The following is a 15,150-nucleotide window of genomic DNA, read 5'->3' as shown; positions in this document are numbered from 1 at the left end:
CCCAATCGCAATGGACCCAGGTCTACGTTTTGCGATCCGTGAAGGTGGTCGTACAGTTGGTGCTGGTGTTGTTGCGAAAGTAACTGCATAAGTATTGATTGTGTGAAAAAACGCCCCATTGGGGCGTTTTTTTATGTAATCTAAAAATTGTTAGACAATAAGAATTGTAAGCTGTCCTTAACTGATAATGATGTGACCTATAAGGCATTTATCATAAAAATAATAAATCACTAAGATGAAGTAATGAAAAGAATCATAAAACTAGATTTGGATAGATCCCGAATAGGAGTCCAGCAATGAATGCTAAAGTAAATATTACAAATCGTGCCGGTGCATCATTTCCAGTACGTCGTATGCAATTTGATTTTGATCACGTACCAGAATATTGGATGAATGGTTCAGCAGGACTAACTCATTTCATGACAGCGTTATCTGCATTATTTCCTGCAGGTGAAAAATTCTTTATCGATTCAGTCCGTGCGGTTCGCCAACATCCAGCCATTAAAGATAATGAAGATCTCCAAAAAGAGATTTCAGCATTTATTGGTCAGGAAGCAATGCATACACATGAGCATGCTGGCTTTAATGCATCAGCACAAAAATTTGGTCATGATGTTGCTGCACTTGAAAAAGCCACAGATACGGTCATTCAAACTTTTCGTAAGTCAGCTAGCACCGTTATGAAACCATTTGGTATTTCACAAGAAATGATCGATCTGATGGGAACGACTGCGCTAGAACATTTTACAGCAACCATTGCCTCAGAATTATTGCGTAACGAACATATTCAAGCATTAATGACTGATGAAACAATGGCGACGATGTGGGCTTGGCATGCCGTTGAAGAAAATGAGCATAAGGCTGTCGCATATGATGTATTTGAAGGTGTGTTCGGTAAAGGAATCAAATCTTATCTTGCTCGAACATCTTCTTTAGTGGCAGCAATGGTTGTGCTATTCATGGTGCAGACTTATTTTGTAGCGCGTTTATTGAAAGACGATAAACAGTTAAATATTGCATCTTTGAAAGATATCTATACCTATGGATATAGTCCATCTAAAGGCATTATTTCTGGTATGGGTAAGGAAATGTTGGCTTATTTTAAACCAGGCTTCCATCCGAATGATTTGGATACCGTGGGTTTATTGGTAACATGGAAAGCAAAACTCGGTTTTTAAGTATTTACTTTTGTGCATTCGGGCAGCGTAAGCTGCCTTTTTTTATTTCATTTATTTTCGAACTTTCTATAATGTACTAACTTAAAAAATGCAATGTAATGATTATGATTCGACCGATGCTGACATCAGATGTTGAGGTGGTATATGAAATTGAAAGTTTGGGGCAGACGCATCCTTGGACAAAAAAACAATTTTCAGAAGCGGTTGATTCATATCAATCCACAGTGATTGAATACCAGAATCGTGTTGTTGGTTTCTGTATTTTACAGCCTGTATTGGATGAAGCAAATTTGCTGTTGATGGCAGTTCATCCGAAAATGCGTGGAAAAGGGTTGGGATATCAATTGCTTCAAGCTTCAATGGCTCAACTCAATAATGATCCCGTACAAATCTTTTTAGAGGTCCGAGAAAGTAATAAGGCTGCGATTGCACTATATGAGAAATCCGGATTTCATCAAATTGATATGCGTAAAAACTATTATCCAACATTAGCTGGTGGAAAAGAGCATGCCATCATTATGGTAAAGGCATGCAGTGATAATTTTGCAGATTTATTCAAGTGACAAAATTCAATACCCTACTTTACGATAAAGTTATTCCATTCAGAGGGAAGTGTCGTCATCAGCATATGACCTAATTGATCGATTTCTTCGTTGCTGAGCATTTTATTAACACGTCGCCATTGACCATCCAGTAATAATTCAAAAGGCGCATATTGGGACTTATAGTTCATTTTGAATGAATGGGGTACCCAATATCCTAAATATACAAACTCTTGATTGTGCTGCTTTACATATTCAATTTGCTTAAGGACTGCAAAAACGCCTAAAGAACGTTTGGATTCATCTGGATCAAAAAATGTATAGACGGCGGATACTCCATCATCTAATACATCGCAGGTTGAGACACAAATGAGTCGATCATCTTTCCAAAGTTCTATAAAGAAACTATTGCTACAACTGTGAATCAAAAACTTCTCGAATTGATCATAGCTAGGGGGGAACATATCTCCATCTGAATGACGCTCATTGATGTAACGTTCATAGAGTTGATAGTGTAAATCAGTAGCATCTTGAGTTTGGGTTATTCTAACTTCTAAGTCTTGATTACGTTTCCAAGCTTTCTTTTGTTGACTGTTCATTTTAAAAGCATCAACAGGTACACGACATGAAAGGCATTGTCGACACAAATGACATTCAGGTCGATAGACAAAATCTCCGCTTCTTCGAAATCCTACACGAGACAATTCTGATAAAGTTACAACGTCGATTTTATGAGCAGGATCTAAAAAGACCATCCGTGCTGATTTCTCGGGAAGATAACTGCAGTCATGCGGTGGTGTAATGTAATACTGCAATTCATTTAATAGGGACTGGGGTTGATAAGAATTCATATTGTCCCTCCTATTTCTCAATCCATGAGTCGTTGATCAAATGCTATTGTTTTACTTGAAAATACACCGTCTTTATACTTTTGCCAATCAATCTGAGGCTGTTTTATCACATCTTGTAACGAATTAAGGTAGTCTTGGCGAGAAATTGTGCAAGCACCTAAGCTCATGAGATGATCATTCACCAATTGACAGTCAACCCAGGGTACCTGGTTTTCAAGGCTAATCAACATGAGGGTATAAAAAGCCATTTTTGAAACATCAGTCTCTCGACTAAACATGGATTCACCAAAAATACCCTGACCTATAGAGACACCATAGAGCCCGCCGACAATCGAATTTTCTCTGCGTACTTCGACACTATATGCATAGCCTGACTCAAATAATGAACAGTAACCCTGAATGATATCTTCAGTAATCCATGTTTCATTGGCATAACTTCGTGGTAATGAGCAAGAACGTATCACATGTTCAAAATCACGGTTAATGGTAATCGTATAATCATGTTTTTTCATGTTACGAATGAGTGATTTACTTGGATGGTATGACGAAGGGTAGATAATGCAGCGAGGTTCTGGACTCCACCAGCAGATCGGCTCACCTTCGGAAAACCAAGGAAATAAACCATGTGTATAAGCTTCAAATAATGTAGAAGGGGAGAGGTCAGCACCTATACAGATTAGTCCTTGACCTTCGGGATCGGATTCAATTGGATTAGGGAAAATAAATTCAGAAGGAGGGAGCATAGGGATTAAGTTCTAAAAATAATAATGAAAAACCGAAGATAAAAATGTTTAAAATGATTATGCCAAGTTGAAAGAATAAAAAAACCACCCGAAGGTGGTTTTTTGGGTTTTTAAATAAATATTAGTTGTCTAAATATTTCTCAGCGTCTAAAGCAGCCATACAACCTGAACCTGCTGATGTAATTGCTTGGCGGTAGATATTGTCTGCAACATCACCTGCAGCAAATACGCCTTCAACAGAAGTCGCAGTTGCATTACCACGTGTACCACTTTGAACTTGGATATAACCATCACGTAGTTCAAGCTGACCTTCAAACATTGCAGTATTAGGTTTGTGACCTATAGCGACGAACAATCCAGTCACTTCAACGTTTTGTGTTGTAGTATCAGTTGTAGATTTCAAGCGAACACTAGTAACGCCATCTTGAGGGTTACCAAGTACTTCTTCAACTTCATGGTTCCAGATGATGCTGATTTTGCCTTCTTTCTCTTTTGCAAAAAGATGATCTTGAAGGATTTTTTCAGAACGTAATTTATCGCGACGATGTACAAGTGTTACATGTGAAGCAATGTTTGATAAATAAAGCGCTTCTTCAACCGCAGTGTTACCACCACCGACAACCATGACTTTTTGATTTTTATAGAAGAAACCATCACAAGTTGCACACGCACTCACACCTTGACCCATATAAGCAGCTTCGGATTCTAATCCTAAGTATTGAGCCGTAGCGCCTGTTGCAATGATCAAAGCATCACACGTGTATTCTTCCATATCACCTTTTAAAACGAATGGACGTACATTTAAGTCAACTTCGTTAATGTGATCGTAAACCAATTCAGTACCAAAACGTTCTGCGTGAGCTTGCATACGCTCCATTAAAGCAGGACCTGTTAAGCCTTCAGGATCACCTGGCCAGTTATCAACTTCTGTAGTTGTGGTGAGCTGACCACCCAATTGCATACCAGCGATCAAAGTTGGTTTTAAATTTGCTCGTGCAGCATATACAGCTGCGCTATAACCTGCAGGACCAGAACCTAAAATAATCAATCTTGAGTGACGAGCGCTCATGTATAAGCATCCTTTTAATTTGATATATCGATTTACTGAAAATTATACGTGAAACTTCACCACAGTTGTGTGGAATGAATGTGGATTATATTGATCAACTAAATCGAATTGAGCTATATAGTTAAAAGTGTTAACAAGGAAACCTTAGAAAGCTGCACCTTTTTTTAATGAACAGGTGCATAATAGTAAGTTTTCTATAATGAAGAAATTGTTCCATTTCAACATTAGAACATTAATGAATAATCGTTTACAGGACAGTATATGACTGCGGTGTCGAGTGTATATGCACAGCGCTTAGTTTTAACATTCTTCTTAATATCATTTGGTATTTATCTGTTTTTAGCAACAGTGACTTATACGCCATTTGATCCGGGTTGGATGCATATTTCGAGTGATACTCAACAAGTTTCAAATGCAAGTGGTGTCGCAGGTGCTTGGATTGCAGATCTCTTATTTGGATTTCTGGGCTGGGCAAGTTTACTGATCCCAATTTATTTATTCATTGAAGCGATTCAAGTGTGGTGGCCAAGAAGTTTTTTGAGTCGTCCATTTCGTTTTGCTGCTCAATTTTTCATTCTACTTACCGTCGCGAGTTTGTTTTATTTACTTTGGTCAGTGCCTGCAGATACGCTTGCTAACGCTTCAGGTGGAATCATTGGTTACGAATTGGGTGAGAGTTTAAAACAGCTTTTGACGATTTATGGCGCCGTTTTTTTTCTGATCGTACTCAGCATCGTTCTAATCACACTGGCTTTTGGTATTCAGTGGAACAAGACATGGTCTACTTTGAAGGCGACACCCGCTTATTTGCAAGATTTATTCTATAAAAATGTACCTGAGACTGAATCAGCTTATGATTTGACGACTCAGCCAAAAGCGAAAAAAGAAATTGAACCTCCTGTAAAAGATTCAGCTCCAGTCCCTCATCAAGCTGAGCTCAATGATGTCAGTCATTTAGAAGAAATAGATCAATTACAAGCGCGTCATGAACGTACTGCTGAAAAACTATTTGAAGATATGCGTTTCCAAGTGTCTCAACAAAATCATCGTTTTGATGAAGATGATGAGGCAGAGCTCGAGCGTACCATCGCGAAAGCGCATGAGTTAGAGCGTGAGAGTCAACGTATTGTTCCAACGGGTGAAGTTTGGAAAGCCTTGCATAGCGATGAAGATCATAAAAGAGAAATTGATGAGCTTTTGCGCGCAGCAGAGGAGGATCAGCTTGATCAACGTACTTCAGAAATTAATGATTTAAGTAAAAACGTTCGAGTAGAGCAGCGCTCAACTGTTCAAGATACTGCTTTGGACTGGAATGATGATCAAATCTTTGATGAATTGCTTGAAGTTGTTCCACAAGGACAGCACGCCAAAGATATTCATACTCCTTTTCATCATCAAACAAATCCTTCAGGTCAATCTGCTGATGATCAAAATACAGCATCCCTAATCCAAAATACCTCAGCTATTGGTGCAAGTGCTGTATACGCAAGTCAATCGAGCGCAGCGGCGGAAGCGATCACTAAAGCAGATCTGTTAGCTTCTGAGCTTGATGGTCTTGCATCACTTGCGGATGAAGCAGAAGCTTTGTCTAATCCAGAGGTCAAGCGTCCAAATTTGGTGACGCCAAATATTAAATTTATGACTTCACCTAAGTCAGATACAGTCGCAGAATATGAATCAGAGCAAGGTATTATTGCTCCATCACCACAAAATATGGTTGAGCAAGAGGGATCATTAATTCCTGTTGCTAAAGTGAGTGATGAGGAAAAACAACGTATATCTTCAGATAAGGATGCTTTTAGAGAAGCTTGGCAAGAAACGGTAGGTAAGCCCGAAGTTGAAGAGGATGAGTTTGATTTCGATGCGCCATTAACAGATGCTGCTGGTCGTCCAATGTCTCGTGCAATGCAAGTTGCTGAGCGCCGTAAAGATTTATCACCACTTCCTGGTTTGGATTTACTTGATGAAGTAGACCCAAATAAAAAAGTAAACTTCACTGCAGAGCAATTATCAAGATTATCAGAACTGTTAGAAATTAAATTACAAGAGTTTAATGTCAAAGCGAAAGTGATTGAAGCTCAACCGGGTCCTGTCGTGACCAGATTTGAACTGGATCTTGCGCCTGGTGTGAAAGCCTCGAAAGTAACTAATATTTCTCGTGACTTAGCACGATCAATGTCGATGGCATCAGTACGTGTTGTTGAGGTGATCCCTGGAAAACCTTACATTGGCATTGAAGTTCCGAATAGTACACGTGAGATGGTGCGCCTGATTGAATTGGTACAAATTCCAAAATTTAAAGATCCAGATGGAATCTTATCCATGGCCATGGGTAAAGATATTTCTGGCAACCCAGTCATTACTGAGTTGGGCAAGGCACCACATATGTTGGTTGCCGGTACCACAGGTTCAGGTAAATCTGTTGCTGTAAACTCGATGATTCTATCGATGCTTTTAAAATATACGCCAGATCAATTGCGTCTTATTTTGATTGATCCTAAACAACTTGAATTGGCGAACTATAACGATATTCCGCATTTACTCACGCCTGTTGTGACTGACATGAAAGATGCAGTCAGTGCTTTAAATTGGTGTGTGAATGAGATGGAGCGTCGTTATAAGCTGATGTCGTTCTTAAAAATACGTAAATTGAGTGACTATAACCGTAAAGTTGAAGAAGCAATTGCCAATGGTGAAGATCTATTTGATCCAACTTGGAAAGCCAGTGAGTCAGTTGCTGGAGAACGTGCACCTAGACTTACACCATTGCCTTCGATTGTGATTGTTGCAGATGAATTCGCAGATATGATCATGCAGGTGGGTAAGAAAGCGGAAGAAATGATCACTCGTTTAGCTCAAAAATCACGTGCTGCTGGCATTCATTTATTACTTGCGACACAGCGTCCATCCGTCGATGTAATCACGGGCTTAATTAAGGCGAATATACCGACGCGTGTTGCGCTACGTGTAAACTCTAAAATTGACTCGCGTACGATTTTGGATGCAGGTGGTGCAGAAGATTTGCTTGGACATGGTGATATGCTGTTCTTAGGACCAGGTAAAATTGAGCCTGAGCGTGTGCATGGTGCATTTATTGCCGATGACGAAGTGAACCGTATTTGTGATGCCTGGCGTGAGCGTGGTGCACCAAACTATGTGGATGAAATTCTCACCCCATTTGATGAAGAGCCAGCATCACGTGGCTTTGAGGATGGTGATGGTGCTTCTGACCGTGACGCACTTTATGATCAATGTGTTGCTTTTGTTTTAGAAACCCGCAAAGCATCCACTTCATCTTTACAGCGTAAGTTTAGTCTGGGTTATAATCGTGCCGCACGTATTATTGACCAAATGGAAGAAAACGGTATCGTGAGTGCAATGGGCGCAAATGGTAAACGTGAAATTTTAGTTTAACGAAGACTGACTCAGAAAAAGCAACCATAGGTTGCTTTTTTTTATTTAACTCAAAAAAGTGTTGTTTTTGGGGGTAGTCCATTGGCTGGCAAATGTGATCAGTTCACTCACAGAGTGAACATTCAAGCTTTGATAAACTGACTTGACACAATCTTTAAATACCGCAGGGCTAATGGATAATTTTTGTAAAATTTCACTTTTATTCATGCCTGTAATTAACGAAAAAGCCACTTGGCATTCTCGGGGGGATAGATCAAGTGCTTCTAGTTTTTTTAAAATAATGAGGGAGCGTGGTAATGAGCGCTTTAAGTATAAGGCGATATTTGTATCGGTTGTATTTTGACTACTTAACCATTCAGCGCGAAGGGTTAATATTCCATTAGGAATGGTCAAACTAAGCTTGGGGATTTGTTGCCCATATTTAAGCTCATTGATGACTTGATAGCATGATTTTGGCAACGCTTTATATGGTTCCCAAAATTCATAATGTATCGGGAAGAGATTCAGTAAATCCTTTGCAGCATCAGTCATCATGACTAAATCATTTTGAGAATTCACGATTAACAACGCTTGATCTGATTCAATTACATCGTTGCCATCCTCCATTTGATTGTTAAGCGCATATTCGATATAGACACCAGCTTGTTCTAATAAACGATGATCTTGTAATTGGAAGGGTTGTGACATACGCCTATAGAGGGTAATACCTCCTGCAGGAATATGATTGCGTTCTAATCTTAAATCTAGTGTATGGTGAAGACCGCTTTGGCGCACAATCATCTGGTAGGTTAAGCTATGAAAATACGGATCATCTGGGCGTAAAAGATTTCCGACTTTGGGTAACATAGGGCAGTTGAGCCAGCGGATATGGCTTTCGGTTTTTAAGTTTAAGAATAATTCAGTATTTTCTTGGACATACCTCATCGACTGAGGGTTAAGATTTTTGTAATACAGTATATAAGGTTCACCATTTGGATAGGTCAGTGCCATACCGTAGGCATCATGTGGAATCAAAAAATTCAAATAGTCAAAAATACTGGGCGCAATGGTAAGGAGCGGAAGTTGAGTACAGCAAAGATTTCTCAGGCGATGGAGGGTGCCGAGCCTTGTTCGATCACTTTTACGAAAACTTATTGAATTCATCTTCGATTGAACTGTTTTGATTATAACAAATTCAAATTATAGATTTTTTTAAAAAAATTGAGATAAAAAAGTAAATATTAATCATTTTTTCACAAAAATATTTTTTTCATCCCCCCTTAAAGGGGGGCTTCTAGATTATCAGCTTTATGGTTTGATTTTCCTCATTATAAAAGGTCTTTCTTGCAAACTATGGAAAACCTGCAAGTGACATGACCATGTCAAAAACTAAGGGGAATTACATGAACCATATATACCGAGTTATCCGTAATCGTAATGGAAAATTAGTCGTAACAGGGGAACTTGGACGTACACGTTTTGCACAATCTTTAAAAAATATTGGAATGACGACAGGTTATCTGATTTTAATTGGGGCATTAACCGCAATGACGAGTCAGGTGCAAGCTGATGAATGTGAGGGTTCAACAGGCACAGCGACGAATTCAGACACTACATCTTTCATCTGTGGTGAAAATAACTCAGTGGTTGCACCGAGCAGTGTGGTTATGGGACAAAGCAATAACGTCAATATTGGGATGAATCATACTGTTTTTGGTTTGAATAATACGGTGACACCAAACGCTGTAACGACAACGCAAAATAATGTGGTCATTGGAAATCAAAACACAACGCATCATACAAGTAATATTGCCATTGGTAATAATCAAGTGGTTAAGGGGGAAGGGAGTATTGCGATCGGTAGTTCAAATACTGCTGAAGGGGGTATCTCTATAGGTATTTCAAATTTAAACTCGTCTGTAAAATCTGTTGTTGTTGGTATGAATAATACTCATGATGTCGCAAGTAATGGCTCGATGATTTTTGGTAGATTTAATGAGGTTGATGCGACGAATTCTTATGTAATTGCCTCCGACAGTAATGTGGATGGTAGCAAAAATGTGGCTGTCGGTGGTTCAATTATTATTCGATCAAGACCAAATGATGATCGACCAGTAATAGAGTCAGTCGCGATAGGTGAGCTGAGTCAGGTTTATGCGAGCAACTCTGTTGCTTTAGGTAGTGCATCGGTTGCAGATCGAGAGAATGTTATTTCAGTCGGTAGTGATCAATTAAAACGCCGAATCATGAACTTAGCGAAAGGTTTAGATACTCATGATGCTATTAATGTTGATCAATTGACACAAGCTTTACAAAGAATAGTAGGTAGTGAAGTGACTATGTTTCAGGGGAGTGTGATGCCCCTTTCATTTGAAATGCAAGGCAATACATACCAAAACATAAATCAAACTATTGGAGGGATTGATATTGAATTTACAGCGTTAAAAGACCGAGTGTCTGCACTCGAAAATAATGGTGTTGGTGGTGAAACAGGTACAGGTACCACTGGACCAGCTGGAGCAAGTGCGTACGAGGTTGCTGTGAGTAATGGATTTGAGGGCTCTGAAACAGATTGGCTTACATCATTAAAAGGTGAAAAAGGCGATAAGGGAGATAAAGGGGATCAAGGTATACCAGGTACAAGCGGTGGACCTGGTGGCGGTGTAGGACCACAAGGTGATAGTGCTTACCAAGTGGCGGTGAATAATGGATTTGTAGGAACAGAGCAAGATTGGCTGACGTCACTCAAAGGAGATAAAGGTGACCAAGGTCCTCAAGGATTGAAAGGTGATAAGGGAGATCAAGGTGATCAAGGACTTCAAGGCTTAAAAGGCGACAAGGGCGATAAAGGTGATCAAGGACTTCAAGGCTTAAAAGGTGACAAAGGTGATCAAGGATTTAGTGCTTTTGAGATTGCTGTACAAAATGGCTTTAATGGCACCGAACAACAGTGGCTAACGTCTTTGGCTAGTGGTGGAACTGTCGCAATATCTGTTGGAACAAATCCTAGTGAAAATGCAATATTACCAAATGCAACAGGTGAAGATGCTCTTGCAATCGGAAGTTCATCAGTAGCATCGGGTCGTGAGAGTATTGTAATTGGGGCTGAATCACAAGTCGCTGGTGAACATGCAACAGCTTTAGGAAATCACAATACGGTTACGGGTGAAAATACGCATTCAGTTGGTAATTTCAACAATATTTCAGGAAATAGTACTGTAGCTCTTGGGAATAATATAACGTCTGACGCAAATAATGCTGTTCTTTTAGGAAATGCTTCGTCTACCGATCGGGACAATACGGTTTCAGTGGGTTCCTCTACGCAACAACGCCAAATTGTTAATGTGGCAGCAGGTACAGCGGATACCGACGCAGTCAATGTAAAACAAATGCGTCAAGCAGATCAGCAAGTTTTGAGCGATGCACAGGAATATACGAATATCCGAACCAATGAAATATTGAATCAGGCCAATGAGTATACTAGTCGACGTGTAAATGCTTTAGAACAGAGTTTTGCCGATGAACGACGTGACACTCGAGCAGCTATTGCAGCATCTTTGGCTGTCGCTTCATTACCCCAGCCAACTTATGCTGGTGCAAGTATGTTCAGTGCAGCTGCTGGTACATGGGATGGTGAGCAAGGTATTGCCATTGGATTTAGTGGGGTTTCTGAAACGAATCGCTTTGTCTATAAAGCATCTGGAACCGCAAGTTCACAAGGTGATGTTGGTGGTGCTATTGCATTGGGTTGGCAATGGAAATAATCTAAGTTTCACCCAAACGTAAAAGTAACCTTAATACGAAACTATTTTTTAACAGGTATAAGATAGATTTAAATCAAAAAAGCCTGCTCAAGCAGGCTTTTTTATCTGTTTTTTAGGCAAATTTTGCTAAAACAGCAAGGAATTCTGCACTTTGGCGTGGGAATTCTGCGATCACATCATGAATACGTTTGCCTTCAGGATTTTGAGCGTTAAGATCACGACCATCTGCTATAAATTTAGTGAGTAAACGCTCATAGTCATTAGCACGCATATGTTTAAAAGCATGATAGAGAACATGAAAATCAGCGTTTACACCTTCAGGAGGTAACTGATTTAAATAGGCAAAAACACGCTCGTCTGACCATTCTTCATTGAACGTGGCTGGCTGTGATAATGCCATCACAATCTCCTTGGTATTTTTAATCAATAAAAAAGGGCAAAATATGAGACTAGATGAGCAAAGCACTGCTTTGTCTAGTCGCAAGACTTGAAGCTCTGCTTCAAGTGGGCGGAATATAGCTAATAGCCTATTTCTGCCACTCTCATATTTTGCCCTGATTCAATTTGCTTGACTAATCAAAAATCAGATTAACGTTCTTCAGGCAAATTGATATTCATTTCTAGCATTTCGATATTTGCTTCTGAGCGAACCGACATTTGTATATGCTGTTCATCTACACCACGCACATAACGATTCACAACTTGCATGATTTCTTTTTTCATTAAATCAATTTTATCTTGGCTTAAACGCTTACCTAGACCATTTTCAGATGCCACGATAACTTTTAAGCGATCTTTAGCTGTTTGTGCACTTGATGGTTTGTCATCACTACTAAAAAGTTTACTCCAGAATCCTGCCATCTTTATGCTCCAAATAAACGTGCTAACCAGCCTTTCGGCTTCACAGAGATGTGACGATATGGACGTTCTTCACCAAGGAAGCGTGCAACAAGATCGTCATAAGCTTGTCCAGCTGCTTCTTCAGTATAAAGAATAACAGGCTTACCTTCATTCGAAGCTTGTAACACGCTTTTACATTCAGGAATTACACCGAGCGTTGGCACGCGAAGGATATCTTTAGAAATATCATCGACTGTTAACATTTCTTGCTTGTCAGCACGTTCAGGGTTGAAGCGTGTGATACAAAGATGCTTACGAATACGACCTTCGTTATTTTCTACTTTCTTCGTTTTACTGTCCAACATACCAATAATACGATCGGAATCTCGGACAGATGAAATTTCAGGGTTCGTTACAATGATTGCTTCATCAGCATGGTACATTGCTAAAATCGCACCACGTTCAATACCTGCAGGAGAGTCACAAATGATGTAGTCGAACTCTTGAGAAAGTTCGTCCATAACACGTGCAACACCTTCATCGGTCAACGCATCTTTATCACGGGTTTGTGATGCAGGTAAAATATATAGATTTTCGATTTCTTTATCGCGAATAAGTGCTTGTTGTAATCTCGCTTCGTTATTTAATACATTCACAAAATCATAAACAACACGACGCTCACAACCCATGATAAGGTCGAGGTTACGTAAACCTACGTCAAAATCGATTACAACAGTTTTGTGGCCACGAAGGGCTAAACCTGTTGCAAAAGATGCACTGGTAGTTGTTTTACCTACGCCACCTTTACCTGATGTTACGACAACAATTTTCGCCACCGAATCCACTCCTGTTATGTTTATCCCCAATACTATAGGGGTTCTCATGTTTAGTTATACATTAAAATTCGAGTGCTTCAAAGACAAGCTCTTGAGCATCATTTAAATAGATATGTACTGACTTTTTTAGCATATGTGGTGGAATATCATCTGCAACACAATATGTTCCTGCGATAGATACTAATTCAGCTTCTAAAACATGACAGAAAATTCGTGCTGCTGTATTGCCACCGGCGCCGGCGATGACTCTACCACGAGCAGAGCCATAAATATGTATATTTCCTGAAGCGATGATTTCAGAGCCACTATTAATTCCAGCAGTTAAAATAATATCGCCGTGATCTTGTACCAGACATTGTCCTGTTCTAAGCACTTCATCGTGATACGAAGTTTTATGTGTGGTTGCAGGAGCTATGTGTGTTGGAGCCTTCTCAGCTTCAGGGGTATTTGCTGGGGCTTCTACCACTTGTTCTTTTGTTGCTTTGATGCGCTGCAAAGGACGATCAGCCGCAAGAACTGGGAATTGGATCGCACGTGCTTCATCACCCATTAAACCATCAACGACAGCCATGGGCTGTAACCCTAAACTGATGACCAATTGAATGAGTCCAATAAGTTCTTGTTCAACGGTTGTGTCTAGAATGACAAGCGCACCTTCATAAGAGGTTTCACTCATCATGGCACTTAATTGTTGGCGGATAACATTATGATCATTGGTGTCAAAGGTAATTCGGGTAAAATTCACCATTCTACCGGTAATCCGAATATCTGCCATATTCATTCCTTGCTTGCTTCGCGCTTTATAATCGAAGTAAAAATTGTTAATTGTGCAAATGCTAGTTCAATTCTCAAGAATTCTCTAGCGGATATATTAAATTAATAGAGAAATGATCATTCCTTGACTTGATTGTTTTTTGATAACTCTATTTGCCATTGTTTTACTGCCACCTGTTTTCTTAAAGACTCAAGACTTTCATAAACGACAGATTCAACGAGTTGTTCTAATGCATGATTATCAATATTGAGCTGGCTAATTTTTTCAGCAATGAGTTGATAATGCGCATTCGGTTTATCAATGGTTCCAGAAATAAAAGGTTCAACTAAACCGTCGGTAATATTTTCACCTAATCGTTGACCAATGTTGTGGATTTGCTGTTCTATACGACCACCCACCAATGGAATCAGCTTTAAGAGCTGTGTTAGCTCTGGTGTGTCTTCAATTGCTTTAATGACAATGTGACCAACGCCTTGCGAGATATTATCTTTTTGAAGTTTTAATTCGGTTGCTAAAGATTCTTGTAAGACTTGCGCTAATGTCGTGGCAAACATGTCTCGATGGTGATTCACCAGATCATGAATGATTTTTTTATGGGTTGAGCTAGTGTCTAACTCTTTTTTTACACTATCAATGACAGTAATCACCACACGATCAGAGAGCTCTTCCATGATCACGTTATAGTAAAAATTAAGACGTCTGAACCATTTATTAGGTATGACTTTATAGCCTAGCTCATGCAGTCTATAGGCAATCACTCCGACGCGAATTAAACGTAAAAAGCGAAGGTAAGGGATAATAGCTAATATTTCATACCAATGAATGAAGGGAAAGAAAAACCAACGCTGATGATGTTTATTGACGATTGCAATCAGCCATCTTACAGCGAGTTCAACAATTAAAAATGTGATAAACCAACTTTCAGTAATGATGACCCATGGGTGAAGCTCGGATTTATAAAACTCCAGAATTTGAGGTAATTGAACCGTGTCAAATACCCATGAGCCAAAATTACTCATTAAAAATGCATTGGCACATAGACAAAACAAATTGACTAAAATAATGAGCATCATAAAGATGTCATAAATCAGGAACATCTTCCAAAATAACGTATCGTGACGCTGTGGACGGAAAGTTTTTCGAGAATTAGTCATGCGTT

At 39.5% G+C, this 15,150-nt stretch carries 14 protein-coding genes; 5 read left to right on the top strand and 9 right to left on the bottom strand.

Translation table 11 applies throughout. From position 1 onward, the window contains the following. The 3 genes from AC1M84_RS03830 to rimI form a co-directional block, all read left to right on the top strand. Positions 1-91 (top strand): EF-Tu C-terminal domain-related protein (locus AC1M84_RS03830; protein WP_019509660.1); only part of this gene is annotated, 91 nt, incomplete at its 5' end. Positions 92-296: 205 nt separating this feature from the next. After that, positions 297-1,178 carry a metal-dependent hydrolase gene (locus AC1M84_RS03825; protein ID WP_481594459.1) on the top strand — a complete coding sequence of 294 codons (882 nt, stop codon included), beginning with the start codon at positions 297-299 and terminating at the stop codon, positions 1,176-1,178. A 104-nt stretch (positions 1,179-1,282) separates the two neighbouring features. After that, a complete protein-coding gene (rimI, locus tag AC1M84_RS03820) occupies positions 1,283-1,741 on the top strand; it encodes a ribosomal protein S18-alanine N-acetyltransferase (RefSeq protein WP_481594472.1) in 459 nt (152 codons plus the stop codon). A 14-nt stretch (positions 1,742-1,755) separates the two neighbouring features. Here the strand turns inward: rimI and AC1M84_RS03815 are convergent, their stop codons facing one another. The 3 genes from AC1M84_RS03815 to trxB form a co-directional block, all read right to left on the bottom strand. After that, positions 1,756-2,571, bottom strand: coding sequence for an arginyltransferase (locus tag AC1M84_RS03815; protein ID WP_180028761.1), 816 nt, complete (start codon positions 2,569-2,571; stop codon positions 1,756-1,758). A gap of 17 nt (positions 2,572-2,588) precedes the next feature. Then, positions 2,589-3,320 (bottom strand): leucyl/phenylalanyl-tRNA--protein transferase, encoded by a 732-nt coding sequence (aat, locus tag AC1M84_RS03810; protein ID WP_481594471.1) that lies wholly within the window; start codon positions 3,318-3,320, stop codon positions 2,589-2,591. A 115-nt stretch (positions 3,321-3,435) separates the two neighbouring features. Continuing rightward, positions 3,436-4,383: a thioredoxin-disulfide reductase gene (trxB, locus tag AC1M84_RS03805; RefSeq protein WP_035267378.1), complete on the bottom strand. Its 948-nt coding sequence runs from the start codon at positions 4,381-4,383 to the stop codon at positions 3,436-3,438. A gap of 261 nt (positions 4,384-4,644) precedes the next feature. On the opposite strand from trxB, the gene AC1M84_RS03800 reads away from it, so the two are divergent. Beyond that, positions 4,645-7,797, top strand: a complete 3,153-nt coding sequence (locus tag AC1M84_RS03800; RefSeq protein ID WP_481594458.1) for a DNA translocase FtsK 4TM domain-containing protein — start codon at positions 4,645-4,647, stop codon at positions 7,795-7,797. 45 nt (positions 7,798-7,842) lie between these two features. Here AC1M84_RS03800 and AC1M84_RS03795 read toward each other — a convergent pair whose 3' ends face one another. Continuing rightward, the gene (locus AC1M84_RS03795; RefSeq protein WP_481594457.1) at positions 7,843-8,940 is read right to left on the bottom strand and encodes a helix-turn-helix transcriptional regulator; all 1,098 of its coding nucleotides are present in this window, start codon (positions 8,938-8,940) and stop codon (positions 7,843-7,845) included. Positions 8,941-9,179: 239 nt separating this feature from the next. Between AC1M84_RS03795 and AC1M84_RS03790 the strand changes: the two genes are divergently transcribed. Then, on the top strand, positions 9,180-11,540 hold the full coding sequence (locus AC1M84_RS03790) for a YadA-like family protein (RefSeq protein WP_481594456.1): 2,361 nt from the start codon (positions 9,180-9,182) through the stop codon (positions 11,538-11,540). A gap of 112 nt (positions 11,541-11,652) precedes the next feature. On the opposite strand, the gene AC1M84_RS03785 is transcribed toward AC1M84_RS03790, so the two are convergent. From AC1M84_RS03785 to AC1M84_RS03765, 5 genes are all read right to left on the bottom strand, one after another. After that, positions 11,653-11,940, bottom strand: a complete 288-nt coding sequence (locus tag AC1M84_RS03785; RefSeq protein WP_035267385.1) for a PA4642 family protein — start codon at positions 11,938-11,940, stop codon at positions 11,653-11,655. Between the two features lie 188 nt (positions 11,941-12,128). Then, positions 12,129-12,401, bottom strand: coding sequence for a cell division topological specificity factor MinE (minE, locus tag AC1M84_RS03780; protein ID WP_035267388.1), 273 nt, complete (start codon positions 12,399-12,401; stop codon positions 12,129-12,131). A gap of 2 nt (positions 12,402-12,403) precedes the next feature. After that, a complete protein-coding gene (minD, locus tag AC1M84_RS03775) occupies positions 12,404-13,216 on the bottom strand; it encodes a septum site-determining protein MinD (protein ID WP_035267390.1) in 813 nt (270 codons plus the stop codon). 61 nt (positions 13,217-13,277) lie between these two features. Continuing rightward, positions 13,278-13,991 (bottom strand): septum site-determining protein MinC, encoded by a 714-nt coding sequence (minC, locus tag AC1M84_RS03770; RefSeq protein WP_180000266.1) that lies wholly within the window; start codon positions 13,989-13,991, stop codon positions 13,278-13,280. Between the two features lie 116 nt (positions 13,992-14,107). Continuing rightward, positions 14,108-15,145, bottom strand: coding sequence for a preprotein translocase subunit SecA (locus AC1M84_RS03765; protein WP_416202018.1), 1,038 nt, complete (start codon positions 15,143-15,145; stop codon positions 14,108-14,110). Between the last annotated feature and the right edge of the window lie 5 nt (positions 15,146-15,150).

Source organism: Acinetobacter sp. 24-47-66 (assembly GCF_056779755.1).
Note: the sequence above shows the minus strand (reverse complement) of the source record. Positions and strands in the feature narration are given on the sequence as shown.